Source organism: Thermostichus sp. MS-CIW-26, assembly GCF_054059115.1.
In genome coordinates, this window is sequence record NZ_JBSSBV010000007.1 from 24,287 (window position 1) to 43,116 (window position 18,830).

14 protein-coding genes and 1 tRNA gene are annotated in these 18,830 nt (G+C 58.7%); 7 read left to right on the plus strand and 8 right to left on the minus strand.

Going from position 1 to position 18,830, the window contains the following annotated elements:
* Positions 1-168 precede the first annotated feature (168 nt).
* Both ACVWZU_RS04120 and ACVWZU_RS04125 read left to right on the plus strand, forming a co-directional pair.
* Complete coding sequence (locus ACVWZU_RS04120) at positions 169-1,479, plus strand: (Fe-S)-binding protein (RefSeq protein ID WP_457443507.1); 1,311 nt, start codon at positions 169-171, stop codon at positions 1,477-1,479.
* A 331-nt stretch (positions 1,480-1,810) separates the two neighbouring features.
* Positions 1,811-3,016: an RNA-guided endonuclease InsQ/TnpB family protein gene (locus tag ACVWZU_RS04125; protein ID WP_457443509.1), complete on the plus strand. Its 1,206-nt coding sequence runs from the start codon at positions 1,811-1,813 to the stop codon at positions 3,014-3,016.
* 129 nt (positions 3,017-3,145) lie between these two features.
* Here ACVWZU_RS04125 and ACVWZU_RS04130 read toward each other — a convergent pair whose 3' ends face one another.
* From ACVWZU_RS04130 to ACVWZU_RS04140, 3 genes are all read right to left on the minus strand, one after another.
* On the minus strand, positions 3,146-4,645 hold the full coding sequence (locus ACVWZU_RS04130; protein ID WP_457443561.1) for a cobyric acid synthase: 1,500 nt from the start codon (positions 4,643-4,645) through the stop codon (positions 3,146-3,148).
* 203 nt (positions 4,646-4,848) lie between these two features.
* Positions 4,849-4,920, minus strand: a tRNA-Gln gene (locus ACVWZU_RS04135).
* 350 nt (positions 4,921-5,270) lie between these two features.
* The gene (locus ACVWZU_RS04140) at positions 5,271-5,846 is read right to left on the minus strand and encodes an FHA domain-containing protein (RefSeq protein WP_457443510.1); all 576 of its coding nucleotides are present in this window, start codon (positions 5,844-5,846) and stop codon (positions 5,271-5,273) included.
* A gap of 273 nt (positions 5,847-6,119) precedes the next feature.
* On the opposite strand from ACVWZU_RS04140, the gene ACVWZU_RS04145 reads away from it, so the two are divergent.
* The 3 genes from ACVWZU_RS04145 (at position 6,120) to ACVWZU_RS04155 (ending at position 9,306) form a co-directional block, all read left to right on the plus strand.
* Positions 6,120-6,992, plus strand: coding sequence for an inositol monophosphatase family protein (locus tag ACVWZU_RS04145; protein ID WP_457443512.1), 873 nt, complete (start codon positions 6,120-6,122; stop codon positions 6,990-6,992).
* Positions 6,993-7,429: 437 nt separating this feature from the next.
* Positions 7,430-8,287 carry an ABC transporter substrate-binding protein gene (locus ACVWZU_RS04150; protein ID WP_457443514.1) on the plus strand — a complete coding sequence of 286 codons (858 nt, stop codon included), beginning with the start codon at positions 7,430-7,432 and terminating at the stop codon, positions 8,285-8,287.
* Complete coding sequence (locus ACVWZU_RS04155; protein WP_457443516.1) at positions 8,245-9,306, plus strand: J domain-containing protein; 1,062 nt, start codon at positions 8,245-8,247, stop codon at positions 9,304-9,306. Before ACVWZU_RS04150 ends, ACVWZU_RS04155 begins: the two co-directional genes overlap by 43 nt.
* Before the next feature lie 12 nt (positions 9,307-9,318).
* Here ACVWZU_RS04155 and ACVWZU_RS04160 read toward each other — a convergent pair whose 3' ends face one another.
* The 4 genes from ACVWZU_RS04160 to ACVWZU_RS04175 form a co-directional block, all read right to left on the minus strand.
* Entirely contained in the window at positions 9,319-10,902 is a 1,584-nt protein-coding gene (locus ACVWZU_RS04160; protein WP_457443518.1) for a CPBP family intramembrane glutamic endopeptidase, read from the minus strand.
* A 98-nt stretch (positions 10,903-11,000) separates the two neighbouring features.
* Complete coding sequence (trmB, locus tag ACVWZU_RS04165) at positions 11,001-11,720, minus strand: tRNA (guanosine(46)-N7)-methyltransferase TrmB (RefSeq protein WP_414343030.1); 720 nt, start codon at positions 11,718-11,720, stop codon at positions 11,001-11,003.
* A 92-nt stretch (positions 11,721-11,812) separates the two neighbouring features.
* The gene (locus tag ACVWZU_RS04170; protein ID WP_414416634.1) at positions 11,813-12,733 is read right to left on the minus strand and encodes an L-lactate dehydrogenase; all 921 of its coding nucleotides are present in this window, start codon (positions 12,731-12,733) and stop codon (positions 11,813-11,815) included.
* A gap of 249 nt (positions 12,734-12,982) precedes the next feature.
* Complete coding sequence (locus ACVWZU_RS04175) at positions 12,983-13,342, minus strand: hypothetical protein (RefSeq protein WP_011433745.1); 360 nt, start codon at positions 13,340-13,342, stop codon at positions 12,983-12,985.
* A 675-nt stretch (positions 13,343-14,017) separates the two neighbouring features.
* On the opposite strand from ACVWZU_RS04175, the gene ACVWZU_RS04180 reads away from it, so the two are divergent.
* Both ACVWZU_RS04180 and ACVWZU_RS04185 read left to right on the plus strand, forming a co-directional pair.
* Positions 14,018-16,033, plus strand: a complete 2,016-nt coding sequence (locus ACVWZU_RS04180; RefSeq protein ID WP_457443520.1) for a diguanylate cyclase domain-containing protein — start codon at positions 14,018-14,020, stop codon at positions 16,031-16,033.
* 36 nt (positions 16,034-16,069) lie between these two features.
* The gene (locus tag ACVWZU_RS04185) at positions 16,070-17,794 is read left to right on the plus strand and encodes an ABC transporter ATP-binding protein (protein WP_011433743.1); all 1,725 of its coding nucleotides are present in this window, start codon (positions 16,070-16,072) and stop codon (positions 17,792-17,794) included.
* Here ACVWZU_RS04185 and ACVWZU_RS04190 read toward each other — a convergent pair.
* Positions 17,788-18,726 (minus strand): PfkB family carbohydrate kinase, encoded by a 939-nt coding sequence (locus ACVWZU_RS04190; protein ID WP_457443522.1) that lies wholly within the window; start codon positions 18,724-18,726, stop codon positions 17,788-17,790. The genes ACVWZU_RS04185 and ACVWZU_RS04190 overlap by 7 nt on opposite strands.
* Positions 18,727-18,830: the final 104 nt, after the last annotated feature.

Below are 18,830 nucleotides of genomic sequence, written 5' to 3' on the forward strand. Positions count from 1 at the left end.
CTCTCTAGGGTAGTACGAGCTAAGAGAGCGTCTGGATGTAGACAAACTTCCTCGGATCTGGGACTAAGATGCAAAGGAATCAAGGGAGCAGAAGAGGGCGGGATCGCCAGCCGCTAATTGTCTCCCCGCATGCCCATGTAAGGCTGAGAGCACGATAGGTCAGAGCCGATGAGTTTATCCCAGGGGCCGAGTTTTGATGGAATGGATCCCCCGGATCCCAAGCTGATCGATGCCTGCGTGCATTGCGGGTTTTGCCTGACCACCTGCCCCAGCTACCGTGTAATCGGCAAAGAGACGGACTCGCCGCGGGGGCGTATCTATCAGATGGAGGCTCTCAACCAAGGTCAAATCTCCCTCTCGGCGGCTACGGTTTCCCACTTCGACAGTTGTTTGGGCTGTTTGGCCTGTGTTACGGCCTGTCCATCGGGGGTGCAATATGACCGCTTAATTGCCGCCACCCGCCCGCAAATCGAACGCAACTACCCACGTAGCCTTTGGGATCGGCTTTACCGCCAGTTCATCTTCTCGGTGTTTCCTTACCCGGAGCGGCTGCGACCGCTGCTGTGGCCTCTCTGGCTGTACCAAAAAATGGGGATCGGCGCTTGGATCCGAAAAGGGCTGGAAAAGGTCTCCCCGCGTTTGGCGGCCATGGAATCCCTGATGCCCCCCCTGGAGGTGGAGCAACTGCTGCCCAAGCGTTACCCTGAGCGGATCCCGGCGGTGGGAGAACGCCGTTTTCGGGTGGGACTCATTTTGGGCTGCGTGCAGCGCCTGTTTGCCCCACAGGTAAATGAGGCCAGCATTCGCGTCTTGACCCACAACGGCTGTGAGGTGGTGATCCCGCCTGTCCAGGGCTGTTGTGCGGCCTTGCCCCACCATCAAGGGCAACTGCAGCAGGCGGAAACCCTGGCCCGCCAGATGATCGATGCCTTTGCCAATTGTGAGTTAGATGCCATTCTGATCACCGCTTCCGGCTGCGGACATACCCTGAAAGACTATGGCCACCTATTGGCCAGGGATCCCGACTACAAAGAGAAGGCAGCCCGATTTGCCGCCCAGGTCAAGGACATTCAGGAGTTTCTCGCTCAGGTGGGGTTAACGGCTCCCCTACACCCGCTACAGCCGGAACCCCTGGTGCTGGTCTACCAGGATGCCTGTCACATGCTGCATGGGCAGCGGCTCAGCCAGGAACCCCGACACCTGCTGCGGCAAATCCCAGGGCTGGAGCTGCGGGATCCCGTCGATGCGGCCCTCTGCTGTGGTAGCTCCGGCGTCTACAACCTGTTGCAACCCCAGGTGGCGGATGAGCTGGGATCCCAGAAGGTGGCCAACCTCCTCAACACCGGCGCCCAGGGGATTGTCTCCGCCAACATCGGCTGCCGCTTGCAAATCCAAAAGCACCTGCGCCTGCAAGGCAAGGCCAGGATCCCCATCTATCACCCGATGGAATTGTTGGATCGCGCCCTTACCGCTGCGTGACGCTTTCGCGAACAAGCTACAGGGGCTGCCTCTAGTCCCCGATCTGCTGAACAATTGGTTACTTTGCGGAACCGAAATAGCCATTAAACTAAGCATGTTGGCCGCGGCTATGTAAACTACCCGACACCAACCGCTAGGCGGTACGGAGCGGGCTTTTAGTAGCCCTGCAGTTAGCAAGCCAACCACGAGCCTCTGGGGTGGTTTACTGCACCCCCAATCGACCGTTACCAGTGCCCTAAAAGCTGTTTCTGGTGCCCGCAGTACCATTATAGCATTCCTCCCGACACTGACCCTACGGGTACCGTACGGGGCTCCTGCAATTTCTATCTGAATGCTGCTTGGATTCCGCACCCGCTTAGAGCTGAATAACCGGCAGAAGACCCTAGCCGCTCAGCACGCTGGGGTAGCCCGTCACGCCTACAACTGGGGCCTGGCCATCTGTCGGCAAGCCCTGGAGAACCGGCAGAAACTCCCCACCGCCATTGACCTGCACAAGCGCCTAGTATCCGAGGTTAAGAAGGAAAACCCCTGGTACTACCAGGTCTCCAAATGCGCTCCTCAGCAGGCATTACGCAACTTGGAGCAAGCCTTTAAGCGCTGGCGGGGTGGGTTGGGGAAGTTCCCCCGCTTCAAACGCAAGGGAGTGCGAGACAGCTTTTACCTAGAAGGCAGCATCCGCATTTCTGGCGACCGCATCAAGGTGCCTATCTTCGGTTGGCTGCGCTGTGCAGAGTTACTTCCGGCGACCACACCCAAGAACGTGGTCATTAGTCTTCGCGCCGGACATTGGTATATCTCCTTCAAATATGAAGCTCCAGCGCCTCAGGTGGAGAAGACCGGGGAAGTTGTGGGAGTGGACTTAGGTATCCATCACCTGGCCACCTGTTCCGACGGGGAAGTATTCGAGAATCCAAAGCCCTACCGCAAGGCGAGGAAGCGTCTGGCCAGACTGCAACGGCGGCTGAGTCGCAAGCAGAAGGGATCCGCTAACCGTAAGAAGGCAGTGGCGCAGTTAGGCAAGGCCCATAAGCGGGTGGCAGACATTCGGCAAGACAATCTGCACAAACTGACGACTTACCTGGCCAAGAAGTATCGGGTGGTGGTGATTGAGGACTTGCAGGTGAAGAACCTGCTCAAGAACCGCAAACTGGCAGGAGCGCTGTCAGACTGTGGGTTCTACGAGTTTCGGCGACAGCTAGAGTACAAGGCCCGGCTCTACGGCTGTCAGGTGGTGGTGGCGGATAGGTTTTATCCGTCCAGCCAACTGTGTTCAGGGTGTGGGCACCGACAGAAGATGCCACTGCAGGAAAGGGTGTTTTGCTGCCCGTGTTGTGGTCTGGAGCTAGACCGCGACTTGAATGCAGCCCTAAACCTGTTGCGGTGGTACAGAACTACCCCAAGCTCTGGGGGAAGTGACGCCTGTGGAGACTCCTCTGGCGGGGTGGTGGGGGTGAACTCTGCCGCTAGTCATGGGTCGCTGAGGCAGGAAGAAAGCAGCGATGCTGGGCAAAGTTCTGTTTTGTTCAGCGTTGCATAAGTCTTTCGGAGCGGTCAGGCAGAGGTAGCCGAGGCAACCGGTTGAGTGGATCCTGGATTTCCGGTCGCGCTGGCGTAACCTGGCGCAACATAGCCTCCCACCCCACTTCTCTCCCCCATCGCCGATGGGCTATTCCATCAACAGGCCCAAGTCCAGGTGAGGCTGCCACAGATCGGCCAGGCGCTCCAGCAATTGCTCCCGCTGCTGAGCATAGTGGCCCTCCAGATCCGGCAAGGGATCCCAGCCTTTTTGTCGGCGCAGCCAGTTCAGCCATTGTCGCCGCCACAGGTGGTTGTCAAACAGGCCATGCAGATAGCTGCCCCAAATCCGACCCGTGGGATCCCGCCAGCCCAGGTTCTCTTGCTCGAACAGCGGCAGGCAACCAGAGGGATCCGCCTGGGTGGATCCCTGATGAATTTCGTACCCCTGGATGGGGGCCAGGGCAGGCCATCGGCTTTGGGTCTGTACCTGCTGGGTGACCTTGGTGGGCTGTAAAACGGTGGTCAAAGGGAGAAAGCCCAACCCTGGGTAGGTGCCGGCGATCCCCTCCCAGCCTTCGGGATCGGCGATGGTCTCTCCCAACATTTGCAGTCCGCCGCAAATGCCGACGATATGGCCGGAGTATTGGCGCAGTTGCTCGGCCAAGCCGGTCTTTTGCAACGCGAACAGATCGTTGAGGGTGGTTTTGCTGCCGGGCAGGATGACCACATCCGGGGATCCCAAACTTTGGCCGGGGTGAACCCAGCGCAGATGGACGGTGGGCTCCGCCAACAAGGGGTCAAAATCCGAGAAATTGGCCACCTGGGGCAAACGCACCACAGCAATCTCCAGGCGCCCTTCCCTCAGGGCTTGGCCACCGGCCCGGTCGCGGCGATCTTCCCAAAGCAGGGGGTTGGCTGCAATTCCCATCGAATCCTCTTGGGGCAGAACCCAGTCCACCCAAGGCAAGACCCCGACAACTGGGATCCCGGTGTAGTTTTCCAGCCAATCCAGGCCGGGCTGCAACAGTTCCCGCGAGCCGCGAAACTTGTTGATGACAATGCCCCGGATCAGGGCCCGTTCTTCGGGTTCCAGCAGTTGGAGTGTGCCCACCACATGGGCCAGCGCCCCACCTCGGTCGATGTCCGCCACCAGCCAAGTGGGGGATCCCAAATGCAAGGCAACCCGCATATTTGCCAAGTCCCGATGTTTGAGGTTCACCTCTGCTGGGCTACCTGCCCCCTCGCAAAGGATCCAGTCGTACTGCTGTTGTAGGCGAGCAAGGGCTTCTTTGACCGCTTGCCAGGCCGGCGCAAACCAGCGCTCGTAATACTCTCCGGCGCGGTAGGTGCCCACCGCCACTCCGTTCAAGACGATCTGGGAAGTCAGGTTGCCCTGGGGCTTCAGAAGAATCGGGTTCATCTCCACCGCAGGGGGGATCCCGGCAGCCCAAGCTTGCAGAGCCTGCGCGTAGGCAATCTCCTTGCCGTCTGGGGTGACATAGGCGTTGAGGGACATGTTCTGAGCTTTGAAAGGGGCAACCCTTTTTCCCGCTTTCTTGAGAATGCGACAAAGGGCTGTCACCAAAAGGGTTTTGCCCACGTGGGAAGAAGTTCCCACCACCATCAAGGATCGACCTGAACAGCTCACCCCGGATCCCTCGCCCTTGGTTTCTGGTTGTTGCCATTCTCTCCGCGGCCAGTCCTGCCAAGCCAGGGCCTCCGTTGGCAAAGGCGACCCCATGATTCCTCAGTTCCCCAGAGCAACGCGCCCTGCTGATGCCCAGAGCCGTACCCTCCGGTCTGCACGGGGTCCCAGGGGCTTGCGCTTTGTGCTTTCGACAGGATTTTGAGCTGGGGCAGATGGATTCGAACCACCGAATGGCGGGACCAAAACCCGCTGCCTTACCGCTTGGCGATGCCCCAATTCACATTGCTTAACCGGCTTAATTAATTTAGCGATTCAGCTTTAGATCTGTCAACGGTTGCGGTGGCTTCCTGTGTCGTGGGGAAGCTGAAGCTGATACATTCACGCTGAACTCTCCTGAACATGGTTCAGGAAAGAAGCGATCGCATCCTGCCTATCTCTGTTCGCGTCAGCGGGACGGAGTCCAAACAGGAAGGCGGTATCCCGCAAAGCCCTGAGGAATACCCCCCGAGCGCTTTCCCCCTTCACTTCCCGGCAACCGTTGCGGTGGACTCAAGGATCAGGGGGAAACTTGGTCTACTATATCCCTCTCAATGACTTTTGCCAAACCGCCTAAAGCTCACTAAATTCAGCAAAGTTCAGGGTTTTGGGGGTTAGAGGCATGCTCTTCGCCAAGGCCAGGGCCGATGTCAAAGGGGTTCACAGGGAGAATGCGGGCCACCTCGAAGAAATAGGCGCGGATCTCTGGCCCGAAATAGATGACATCTCCGCTCCTCAGGTAGTGAGTAGCCACCCGCGTGCCGTTGACAAACACCCCATTGGTACTGGACTGGCCCTTGCGGTTGCCGTCGATCAGGCAATAGGTAAACCCTGTCCGGTTGGACTTGGTGGGCACCCGCACCAGGTAAGCGTGGTGACGCGAGACAAACCGATTGACGATCTGGATGGCGTTGGAGGGATCCCGTCCAACCGTGTAGATACTCTCCCGCAGGATGTAGCTGCAGGGCCGGACAGGATGGCAGATGGACAGGGTGAACTCCGGATGGGATACCGGCTGCTCAGGGACTCGATCGAACAGATCTGCTGGCAGATCAAAGCTGTAGCCAGAAGCAAGAGGATCCCCCCCACCAACCGCCGTGGTGGAGGTAAAGAAATCGTCGTAGCTATGTGACAACGGCCTTCCCCCCTCAACGCTCAACGCCATTCACAGCAGCTTGGCTTTCCAAACCTGACGCCCTGAACTCTATGGTTCCCCAAAACCCTGCTGTTTTCAAAGAAACCCTGGTCTTGGCGGGCTGCCGGAAAACCCACAAGCCCCAGTGTACTGTACTATACACTATAGGCAGTCTTGGAGATACCCCCTTTCCCAAAAAATTGGGTTTGGGTCGGGCCTATTTTGGCTTTCAGGGATCCCTTGGGAGCCACAGCCTCAGGCGGGCTATTCTGAGTAGCAGGTTTTTAACCTTGAGGTGAGGGTGTGACGGAGGCCCTGCTGCGTCGGTTGGATGTGGCCACAGAAGCTGCCCTGGAGGCAGGATCTTTGCTGCGCAGTTATGTGGGGGGCACCCTCGCCATCGAGGAGAAACGTCCGGGCGACTTGGTGACGGCGGCGGATCGCGCTTCTGAGGATCTCATCTTGAAAATCTTGAGGCGGCACTTCCCCGAAGATGTCATCTTGACCGAGGAATCAGGCCAGCAGGGATCCCCGGAGGGCGCCTACGCTTGGATGATCGATCCCCTAGATGGCACCACCAACTTTGCCCATGGCTACCCTTTTGCCGCCGTCTCCATCGGTTTGCTGCAGGGGCGGGAGCCAGTTTTGGGGGTTGTTTGTGATGTTTTTCGCGGGGATCTGTTTCGCGCCGTCCAAGGGATGGGGGCTACCCGCAACCGCCAACCCATTCGAGTCTCCACAACGGCTGAATTGTCTCGGAGCTTGCTGGTGACCGGCTTTGCCTATGATCGTCGCGAAACCCCTGACAACAACTACGCCGAGTTTTGCCACTTTACCCATCTCACCCAAGGAGTACGGCGCGGCGGATCTGCAGCTCTGGATTTGGCCTATGTGGCCACCGGCCAGTTGGATGGCTATTGGGAGCGGGGCCTCTCCCCTTGGGACATTGCCGCAGGGATCGTTCTGGTGCGAGAGGCGGGTGGCAAGGTGACTGCTTACGATGGCGGCCCGGTGGATGTTTACAGTGGCCGACTGTTGGCCAGCAATGGCTGGTTACACGCTGCTCTGCAAGAAGAATTGGCCCAAGTACAGCCTTTGCCGGTCTCCTTTCCCATGCGGCGGGATCCACGCCCAGCTTATCAGAACCGGGAAAGCTCCCCAGTTGAGTTGAATTGAAGACAGAAGTAGCTGACGAATAATCGAGGAATAATCAAGAAGATTCCAAGAACCCTATGTTGGGCAGGGTAGATAGGAGATGGGTTAGCGGACTGATACATTTACGCTGAACACTGCTGAACATCACTGTTCAACTATGCAGCGATAGCATTCTGTTTGTTTCCAAACAGAATGGCGGTATCCCGCAAAGCTTTGAGTAGAATACCCAAAGCGCAGTTTCCGTGTCGTCTTACTACCAATTTTCTGCTTTGCTTTGGCTACCATGTTGGCAGACTCGAAAGTAAACAGAAAGATCAACTGGTAGTAATCCGTACTGAACATATTATACATTATCTTCAGTATAGTTGAGCTTATTATTGACTAGAGTCATGCTCCCCGGAAAACAGCGACATTGCTGCCGGGCGGCACAGTTCGGCCTGGCTCTCCTCTTGGGAGCAATGGCCCTTGGGGTTGCCACTGCTGGCCCCGGTTACCCTCAGCCGGCACAAGGGAAAGTCGCCCCCACCGAGCAGGCACAGCCCCTCGATTCCCGTTGGGCCGAGATCCAGGCCCGGGGGCGCATTCGGGTTGGCTTGGATCCCAGTTTGGGGCCGGCCTATCTCTATACCGACTTGGAGCGACAAACCTACGCCGGCTTCGAGTGGGATATCCTGGAGGCGTTGGCCCAAACCCTTCAGGTGCAGGTGGATCCCATCTACGTGGCCTGGAGCGAGCAGTTGGCGGCCTTGCAAGCGGATGAGGTGGACTTGATCTGGGGGGCGCGGGAAGCTTTGGGCTTGGATCCGGAGCAGTTTCTGGCCACCCGGCCCTACTATCTCAGCCCGCAGCGCTTGGTGGTACGGGATCCCTCCCCCGCCTCCGGGCCAGAGGAACCGGCCATTGAAGCACTGTCGCAATTATTTGGCCGCAAAGTGGGCATTGTAGTTAACAGTACGGGGGCAGCCCTACTGGAGGCGTATAACGAGAGGAGGGGCAACGCCATTCGTCTCTTTGCCACCAGCAACCCTGAGCGCTTGTTTGCTCAGCTACAAGCCGGCCAGTTGGATGCCGTGCTGGTTGATCAGCCTGTTGCCGCCCTAAACCTGCGCCAAGCTGGATCCCGGCTGCGCCTGGTGGGGCCGCCCCTGTTCCCCATGCCTCTGGTGGGAGTAGTATCCTCTCAGCATCCTTCCCTGAAGGAAGCTGTGGATGGGGCGATTTCCAGCCTGATCGAAAACGGAACCTTGCAGCAGATTTTAGAGAAGTGGCAACTATGGGATCCAACTCTAATGTCCCCCGCCTCAACCGAGGGCTAGCCCGCTACGAGACTGACCATTTCGCCATCTTAGGCGTGCCCCTTACCGCCGACTCCAAGGGGATCCGGCGCGGCTACCTGCAGGCGGCCAAGGCCCTCCACCCGGATCGGTTTGTGGGGGATCCCGAAGGTGCAGAGCGCGCCAACATCCTCTTTGCCAAGCTGGTCAACCCGGCCAACGAAGTGCTGACCAAAGAGCGGGAGCGAGGGGAATATGAAACGGTGCTCAAAATGCGGATTAAACGCCTTTTGGAGACGCCCCCCCCGGATCTTTGGCCCTCTGGGGAAGCCGTCAAGGGCTTGGCCGAGCGCCCCGATTGGCAAGAAGAGTATGTCAGGCGGGTGGAGAAGCTGGCCAAAGAACAATACAGCTCCATGGAAACCCTGCTGGAGAAAACCGAGCAATTGAGCGAGCTGAACCTGGCCTATTTGTTGCTCAAGGCCGGCTACCAGGGGAGCCTAGCCCCTGCCTCTAGAACCACTACCGCGACCGGGATCCCAACCCCTTCCCCCAGCCGTACCACTGTGGGTGGGATCCCAGCCTCCCCCGTCGTTGCTCCGCCCAGCCGTCCCCCTGTTCAGCCTGTTCCCACCCCACCGCCTGCCCCCAAGTTCAGCCCTGGGGAAACCCGCTTTATCCAAGCCTTGGACATGATCGAGCGCAAGCAATACCGGGATGCGGTGCAGTATCTGAACTTTGCCATCAGCGCTGAGCCCAACGTGGCCCGCTACTACCTGCACCGGGGCATTGCCCACCTGAAGCAGGGGAATACCGGCATGGCCAAAGCAGACTTTATGCAAGCCAGTCGCCTAGAACCTGCCAACGCCGAGTTGATGGCAGAAGTGCGCCGCTGGCTGCAGCAAGTCACCACTCAACAGCCCATTCCCGTCCCCAAGGACTCCGTCCCGCCAACGCGAGTGGCCAGCCGTCAAACGTCACAGGCTCAGAAAGTGGTGCCGCCTCCCCGCAAAGAAGACAACGGCGGGTTCTTTAGCCGCCTCTTCGGCAGGAAAAAGTAGGCAGAGCCCCCCTTAACGCGCTCCTCCCAGCACCAGCAGCGTCACCAGGGATCCCGTATTCCAGAGGCTGTGCAGCAGGATGGGAGCCAGCAGGTTGCGGCTGTGGCTGTACACCACCCCCAGCACCACCCCCAGCATGGTCAAAGGCAGCAGATCAGAGAGGTTGAGGTGGGCAAGGGCAAAGGTGAAGGCGCTAAGCCCAATGGCGGCCCCCATAGGCAGGTAGCGGCTTAGAGTAGGCAGCCAAAAGCCCCGGAACAGCACCTCCTCAAAAACAGGGGCACAGACAGACACCACGGCCAAAAACACCAACCGCGCCCCCCAACCATGGCTATCCAGCAGCAGAGGCAGAATAGGGTTCCCACCCCCTGCCTGCGGTAGCAGCAATTGCGAGAGTGCCGCTGCCAGCACCACCAAAGGCAAGGCCACCCAGTAGCCACACAAGCCCCACAGCAGCCAAGGACCCCACAACCGCACCTGCAGCACCCTCTGCCAGCCGGGGTAGGTGTGCAAGAGACGGTACAATAACCCCGCCCCCAGCACAGCGCCGGAGTTGTAGGTGAGAAACAGGGCTACCGCCTGGTGCCAAGGGCTGAGCTGCTCTGCCCCCAGGCCGAGAATGATGATGTAAAGTCGAGGCACCAAAGCGTTGAGGGCGATAAACCCCAAAAACCAGCCGGTCAGCACCGCTTGCGCCCCGATCCCCGGCCAAGGCACTTCCCAAGCAGGGCCCAGGAGCGGACGTTTGCGCCAAAGGCTCCAGCCCAGCCAGCCCAACAAGAGCATCAACCCCAGCAGCGCCCCCAGCACGGGGATCCCGCCCACCACCGCCAGTCGAAATAGAGCCGCCAAGGCCAATTTTTCCTGCTGTTGGTTGAGGGCATTTAGGCTATCGCTGCGCTGCTGCAGTCGGTAAAGCTGTTGCAGGGCCACCGCCTCAAACCAACCATCCAGATGATTGCGAATCTGCACCTCCGCCTCTGGCAAGATGCGCCGCGGTGTTCCCCACAGCCCTTGCAAAACCCGCGCTGCCCCCTTTTGGCTCGATTCCAGCTCCACGGGACGTTCCAGGTCGATGATCTGCTGCCATTGCTGCTGAGCGGCCTCCAGATCTTCTTGGTAGGCATAGAGCAAGCCAAGGCGCAGCCACAGTGCATCCAGCTCCGTCTGCAAATCTTGCATGGAGGCCAGAAGGGCGGGATCCACCTCTGGAGATTGGGCAGGTTCTGGGCTGGTCGCCTCAGATTCGCCAGCAGGAGTTAAACGGGCCAGCCGTTTCAAACGTTTCAGGCGTTCGGCGTAGTTATCGGCAGTCTGCTGATAGCGATTTTGGGCCACCTTGAACACATCCTGACCCAAAAGCGCCCGTGCCAGATCCTGATAGCGGGGATCATCGAGGGTGCGGGAAGCTTGCAGGGCGAGATCGGTTTGCAACAAATCCAACTGCGTTTGGGGCGGCGGCTGAAACCAACTGCTGGAAAGAGAAAGCCCGACAATCACAATGGCCAATAGGCTCAGCAGGTTGAGGATCCCACGGCGAACAGAAAACCAAGCAGAGGAGGGGTCGGCAGAGGCCGTGGTTTCAGAGTGAGACATTGCGGCGACGGATCCAACTCAAGCGGGTTATATCCTATCTTCTGTATTGTCTTGGCGGAATGGAGTTGTTATTACTGCATTACGGATTTGTCCTGTTGTCACCGTCGCTCCAGCCAATAGCGATAGATGGGCAGGCCCAGTTGTAGGCAGTGCCACTCCCGCTCCGTGGGGATGCCGAGGGGATTGGAGTCCAAAGGCCCCTGGTGGGGATCCCAAAACTGCGGATGCTCTAAAAATCGAGCTGCCATTTCTTCGGCCACCTCTTGGATATCCGATTGCAGGAAGACGGGGCTGCCCGGTCGCAGCAGCAGAGCCAGATCTGCCACCAGTTGGGGCTGGACGATCCGCCGTTTGTGATGGCGCTTTTTGAACCAGGGATCCGGAAATAGGATGGTTACGCGGCTGAGATCCCCCGGCGCAAACAGATGCCGCAAAGAGACATTGATGTTGGCAAACAGAAAATGGACGTTATCCAGCCCCAGCTCGTCCCGCCAGGCATTGGCCCGTTCCACCAGCGCCTGCCGAATCTCTACCCCCAGGAAGTTCCAGTCGGGCTGCTCCTGAGCGAGGCGCAGCAGAAATCGTCCGCTCCCTGTGCCGATATCCAGATGAAAGGGCTGCCCCAGCCGTCGGTATACCCGCTCCCAGTGGGGTGGGGGGGTGGGCTGCTGATACTGCGCCTGCAGGGGATTGACGTGCTGCCGTACCCGGTGACCGAGGCCCCTCTGTAAGGGGATCCCGGCCCAAGGCGGAGAAGGGGGGCGCTTCTCCAGTTGGCCCTCAGGCGATTGCTGCCCCTGTTGCACCTCTGCTTCCATAGACCACCTCCTGCCGCCAGCTGCGGCCCTCGCCCACTGACCAAGGGATCCCCCAGCTTGGAGGGGAGCGACAAAAGTCCAGGAGATCTAGGCTACCACCGGATGCTGTCGATGACTTGCCGCAAGATCTGGGCCGAGCGGTGCAGCTGCTTGCGCTCGCTCTCGGTGAGGGACATGGCCAGCGTGCGTTCCACCCCCTGTCGCCCAACCACTCTGGGCAAGCTGAGACAGACCTCTGGCAGATCGTACTCCCCTTGGGTGAGGCTGCTCACGGTTAAAACGCGGTGTTGATCCCGCAGCAGGGCTTGGACAATTTGCGTCACCCCCAACCCGATGGCGTAGCTGGTGGCCCCTTTGCGACGGATGATCTCGTAGGCAGCATTGCGCACCTGCTCGAAGATATCCCCCAAATGGGCGGGATCCCAGTCCGGCGAGAGTTCCCCAATCGGGGTACCGGCAATGTTCACCTTGCTCCAAACGGCCACCTCGCTATCTCCATGTTCGCCGATGATGTAGGCGTGCAGGCTACGCGGATCCACCCCCAGGCGCTCCGCCAAAAGGTACCGGAAGCGGGCTGTGTCCAAAACCGTCCCCGACCCAATTACCTGCCCTGCCGGCAACCCCGACAACTTCAGGGAAACGTAAGTCATGATGTCAACGGGATTGCTCACCACCAAGAGGAGTGTGTCAGGGCAATGCGCCATCAAGGCCGGGATCAAGCCTTTGAAGATCTCGACGTTGCGCTGCACCAAATCCAAGCGGGTTTCTCCAGGGCGCTGCTTGGCCCCTGCCGTTAAAATCACTACATCTGACCCGGCGCAATCAGCCAGTTCCCCTGCCCGTATCCGCGTCGGCTCCACAAAGGGGATCCCGTGCACCAGATCCATCACTTCCCCTTCCAGCTTGTTGCGGTCGATGTCGTGAAGGACCAGCTCATCCAGAGTGTTCTGGATTACCATCGAGTAGGCACAGGCCATGCCTACCTGGCCGGCGCCGATGATGGATCCCTTCAAAAGGCGGCAAGAAGTCAGCCCCTCGACCTGCTGCTGGGAGCGCTGCTTGGGTTGGTGCTTAGAAACAGTCATGGCTGCAGCCGCTACTCTTCGTTCTCCAGCTTAAGCCTGCCTAGAGGAAGAAAAAAACAGGCTACCGCTCTCCAGAAGAACTGGAAAGGCGAGAAGAGGCAGGATCGGTTGCCGCAGCGGACTGGATCCATCTGAAACAATAAAAACAATAAATAGCCCTCTAACCTTCAACAGTCCTCAACCCGGCTGCTGGGTTAGCCGCTGCCAAAGCTGCGGAGGAATGCGCTCGTGAGGACACTTTAGGGACTGAATCTGAGCTAAATCTTCCGGCATGTAGTGCAAGGCTACCCGCGCTGCCGGATCCAAAAGGCTGCGCCGTCGTCGGTTACATTGTTCGGCTTCTCCCAGAAACACGTCCAGCCAGCCATCTCGCTCTTGGTAGCGAATCCTCAAAGCAGAGAGAGAAGGCAGAGCAGAGGAAACTTCTTTGCGGTAGAGCCGAAAGCCCTGCTCCAGACTCCAGCCCAACCACCACTGAGGCGCCAATTGCCCCAACTGCCTACACCACACCCCCGCCTGAACCTGTTGCCATGCCATGCTTGCCACTCCGCAGCTTGTTCTCCTGAGAAGACTTAACTGCAAATCTTTAGCAATTGCTACTTGGGTAAGCACTCTACCAGACTCCTCAAGCTTAATGCAAGTCTTTATCAAAGAGGATCCCTACTTTGCCGGCACGCTATTGAAAGTTAATCTCAATAGAGCTATGCTGTTACTCGGTTGAGTGGTGGAGTTGTATCCATCAGTCTTCCTCTCTTGCCTTCGATGCATCGGGGATCCCACGCCCGCGGAATTAGCCATCCTGGGTCTGGCAGGGATCCCTTTTCCAGGGCTAGCTGAGGTTCTTTCTAATGAGAGCAGTTCTAACTAATAGGAGCCTGGTTCCTTCCCAAGCGTGTCGATGTACGGGTAGAACAAGTTCGGGAGCCAGAAGCGGTTTAACCTTGAAAACGGCGACGCATAGCCCTTCACGTCGGCAGGACAGGCTTTTTAATAATTCTTTTAATTAACCTCAAGAGTTGCTTCAAAGAATATCCCCTCCGGAGCACCCAAAAGCCCGTGCCAGCCCGGGGATCTTTTGTATCGAGAGACACACAAACTCCCCCAACAATTCCATAGGATGACCGTAGAATGGCAGAGACAGCGTGAATTCATAGCTGTTTTTTTCGGCTTGCCCTCCCCGTTGCCCGAGCGTCTACTGGGTGTTCCTAGCCTATGGTTGAAAGGGGGACTGCTGGGCCAGACCAGGCTGGCAGCGTTTATGATGCGCTGACGCGGGCCGATCTGTGGAATCCCCAGGTCATGTACCGTGGGCGCCCGGTACAGGCTCGGGGACGGGCTGTGCTGCGCACCATGTTCGAGAGCGTCAGCGATGGGTTGTTTGTCCTCGAGTACCTGCCCCCGGAGCCAGAACAAGGCTCGCCCCAGCCGCGCTATCGGTTTTTGGTGGGTAACCCGGCCTTTCGCAGGATGTTTTTTCTCTCCTCTCGACCTATCGAGGGAGAAGAGCTCCAGAGTTGTCTACCGCCTTCTCTGGCTGCGCAGATTCAACTGCACACCGAACACTGCCTCAGCCATGGCCGGCAAGTGAGCTTTGAGCTGAGCCTAACGGCCTCTGCCGCTCCCGACCCAGAGTCGACCCATGTTCTAATCGTTACCCTTTCTCCAGTAGTTGAGGAGAACAAGCCAATCAGCCGAATTGTCGGCTCCTGTCAGGACATCACAGCACGCAAGCAAGTGGAGTGGCAGCTACAGCGCAGCCAAAAGCAACTGTTGGAGCACAACCGGGCTCTGATGGAGCTCACCCGGCACAAAGCCCTCAGCCAAGGAGACTTACAAGCTGCTCTGCAACAGATTTGTACTACAGCCGCCCATACCCTGGGGGTGGCACGGGTGGGGGTCTGGCTCTACACGTCGGAGCGCTCCAGCATTCGCTGCATCAATCAATTCGAGATCACCCCAGACAACCCCGAGGGATCCCATACTCAAGGGGCGGAGATCTGGGCCAAAGACTATCCCCGTTATTTTCAAGCCCTGGAGCAAGAGCGCACCATTGCCGCCGACCGAGTGGTGGCGGATCCCCGCACCGCCGAGTTCGGCAATTCCTACCTGACAGCAATGGGAGTGGTCTCAATGCTGGATGCCCCCATTCGACTGGAAGGACGGATGGTGGGAGTTCTCTGCCACGAGCACATTGGCTCCCCTCGCCACTGGACCTTAGAAGAGCAAAACTTCGCCGGATCCCTGGCGGATTTGGTGTCTCTGGCCCTCGAGATCTCGGAGCGCCGGCAAGTGGAAGAGGAGCTGCGCCAGGCTGAGGAGCGCTATCGCAATTTTTTCGAGAATGCGGTAGAGGGCATTTTTTTCACCGATGCGGCAGGTCGGTATCTCTCCGCCAACCCGATGCTGGCCCAGATCTGCGGCTACAGCTCCCCCGAAGAATTGATGCGCGAAGCGAAAGAGGCGGGCAAGCGGCAGCTCTATGTGGATCCCAGCCAGTGGGAGGAATTTGTGCGGCTATTGCAGGAGCAGGGATCCGTGCGCGGTTTTGAGTATCGGCTGCGGCGGCGGGATGGCTCGATCATCTGGGTCCGAGAAAAGGCCCGTTTGGTTAAAGATAAAGCCGGAAATATCCTCGGCTATGAAGGCATCTGCGAAGACATCACCGCCCAAAAGCAGAGCTTAGCCTACATGGAGTTTCGCGCTCATCATGATGCCCTGACAGGTTTGGTGAACCGCGAATCCTTTCGGGAGCGGCTGCAGCAGGCCCTGCAGCAATACTACAGTGAATCTCTGGCCCTCTTCTTTGTGGATTTGGATCACTTCAAAGACATCAACGATACCTTCGGCCACGGTGTCGGCGATGCCCTGTTGCAGGGGGTAGCTGAACGGTTAACCAAGTGCGTTCGCCCTGGAGATATCGTCGCCCGCTGGGGAGGGGATGAGTTTACCCTGCTGCTGCCCCGAATTGGCAGCCCCACAGTGGCAGCGCGTCTGGCTCAGCGGATTGTCGATGCCTTTCAAACTCCCTTCTCCTGCGAGGGCCATTCCCTTTCCGTGACCTGCAGCATTGGCGTCGCCCTCTACCCCCAAGACGGCGTAGAAGTGTCCACCCTTTTGCACCATGCCGACTTGGCCCTCTACCAGGTCAAAGAAAAGGGTCGCAGCGGCTTTCAGCTCTACCGGCCAGTTTCAGGGATCCCGGCAGCAGTCCGCAACACTATCCTGTAAGCTGGTTGGGTCAGAGGCCCTTCTGGTTTGTGATTTGTGCATCCGGGTCGTAGCTATCGCCGTCTCATTCCCTTCATTCGGCCCCATCTGTGGATGTTGTTGCTGGGGCTAACCTGTACCCTTGGCTTTGTGCTAACCATGCCCGCCCTCGCCTACTTGATCGAGTGGGTGGCCCGCTCCATTGGTGCCGGGGATCTGGGGCAATTGCGGATGCTGGCCTTGATTGGGGTGGTGTTTTTCTTGGTGCGCGGCGCTTTTCAGTATGGCCAAGACACCCTGATGGCGAGGGCCTCCTTGCAAATGGTTTTGGAATTGCGCCAACAGATTTATGCCCACCTGCAGGCACTGGATGTAGACTATTTTTCCGGCAGCCGCACTGGCGATCTGGTCTATCGCCTCACGGGGGATCTGGATCGGGTGGGAGAGGTGGTGCAGCGGTTTTTCCATCGCTTCATCCCCAGCGTGCTCACCATCTTGGCGGTGGTGGCCTACCTGTTCTATCTCAACGGCATTCTCACCTTGACCACCTTGCTGATCGCCCCCCTGATGGGAGCCTTGATCAGTTGGTTTGGGGATCGCCTTTTGTTTCGCTCCCGCCTCAACCAAGAGAAGATGTCGGATTTGGCCGCCCTCTTGACTGAAGTGTTTGCTGGCATCAGCCTCACTCGCGCCTTTGCGGCTGAGGACTACGAAATTCGCCGCTTCAGTGCCATTGCCGAAAGCAACCGCCTGGCCCGGTTTCAGACCGAACAGGTGAAAGCCATTCAAGACCCGGTGGTGGGTTTTCTGTACGCCATGAGCGTGTTGGGGGTGTTTTGGGTGGGCGGCTGGCAAATTAGCCAGGGCAACCTGACCGGCAGCCAGTTTCTCGGCTTTATCGCCGGTGTTGCGATGTTGATCGACCCTATTGTTCACATCACCAACAACTACAGCGAGCTGAAACAGGGTGAGGCTTCGGTGGAGCGGATTTTCGAGCTGCTGAACACCCGCTCCCAAATCCGGGAGCTGCCCGGGGCCCGCCCCATGCCTCCCATTCAGGGTTGGGTGGAGTTCGACCAAGTTTCCTTTGCCTACAAACCGGATCAGCCGGTGCTCAAACAGATCAGCTTTCAGGTGTCTCCCGGCGAGATTGTGGCCCTGGTGGGATCCTCCGGCGCCGGCAAATCCACCCTGGTGAGCCTGATTCCCCGCTTTTACGATCCCCAGCAGGGCTGCATCCGCATCGACGGCATCGACATCCGCACCGTCACCCTCAAGAGCCTGCGCCGGCAGATCGGCATTGTGCCGCAGGAGATCACCCTGTTTTCGGGAACCATTGCCAGCAACATCGCCTACGGACAAGAGCATTTTGACCTGGAAGCGGTACGCCAGGCGGCCCAGGTGGCCAACATCGACACCTTTATCGAGAGCTTGCCCGATGGCTACGCCACCCGCGTGGGAGAACGCGGGGTCACCCTCTCCGGTGGACAACGGCAACGGCTGGCCATTGCCCGCGCCGTGCTCCTCAACCCCAAGATCTTGATCCTGGACGAGGCCACCTCGGCTTTGGACAACGAGTCAGAAGCGTTGGTGCAGGAAGCGCTGCAACGGCTGATGCAACGCTGCACCGTTTTTGTGATTGCCCACCGCCTCTCGACGGTACGCACCGCCCACCGCATTTTCGTCTTGGAGCAGGGGCAATTGCTGGAGCAGGGAAATCACCGAGAATTGCTGGGCAAAGGGGGTCGCTACGCCCAGTTTCACCTGCGCCAGTTTCATTGAACCCTTGGCCTCTGGATCTCCTGGATCTCCCATGCCTGCCGGAAGGGCCGGTAAAACTCCGGATCCGCAGGCGCTCCCCCCGGGATCCCACAGATGGCCGCCGCAAATTGCACGGCCCGTTGCACCAGAATCGCCTCCGGCCATCCCCGCAACAGCCCCAGGATGGCCACGGCGCTAAATGCATCTCCCGCCCCCACTGTATCCACCAGCTGAGGCGCGGGCACTGGGTCGGCCCGATGGATCTGAGTAGGGGTGATCAGCAGCGCGCCTGCCGCTCCCAAGGTCAGAAATAGACCTTTCAGGTTCAGATGAGCCTGGAGGATCTGTCCTTGCTCCAGCACGTCTCCGGCAGGGATCCCTTCCAGCCGGGCTACTTGTTCCAGCTCTGCCTGGTTCAGCTTCAGCCAAGTGCAGGTGCGCAGCATCTCCTGGATGGCGTCTGGATGCCACCAGGGATCCCGCAGGTTGAGATCCAGAAACACGGGACAGCCCAAAGCGGGGATCCCCTCTTGAAAGTGGCGATGGGCTGCCTCCCGGCGGGCTGCCAAGCTGCCCCGGTAGAGCAGGCTGGGCTGGAGAGCTTGCAGAGCCCCGATATCCAACTGGATGTAGTCGTAGGCTTGGTCGGGCAAGATGGCGAAGGTGGGGATCCCTTGCTCATCCAGGGTTACTTGAACCTTGCCGGTGGGGTGAACAGAATCCTGCTGCAGACCCTCCAGGCGCAGCCCCTGCCGTCGCAAGGCCCCCAGCAGCTCTCTGGCGGCCTCGTCTTGGCCAACACGACTGAGCAAGAGGGGATCGGATCCCAGCCCCTTGAGGTTCCAAGCCACATTCAAAGCTGCTCCGCCCAGCACAACCTCGGTGGGGAAGCAGTCGAAAAGCACCTCCCCCAAGATGAGCGGCAAACCCAGGGGCACATGAGAGGGATCCATCTTGAGCACTCAGCTAGAAATCGCAGGAGCCCCGTGCTGTACCGGTAGGATCAGTGTCGAGAGGAAAGTCCGCCTCCATGGTTATAATTGTACTGCGGACACCA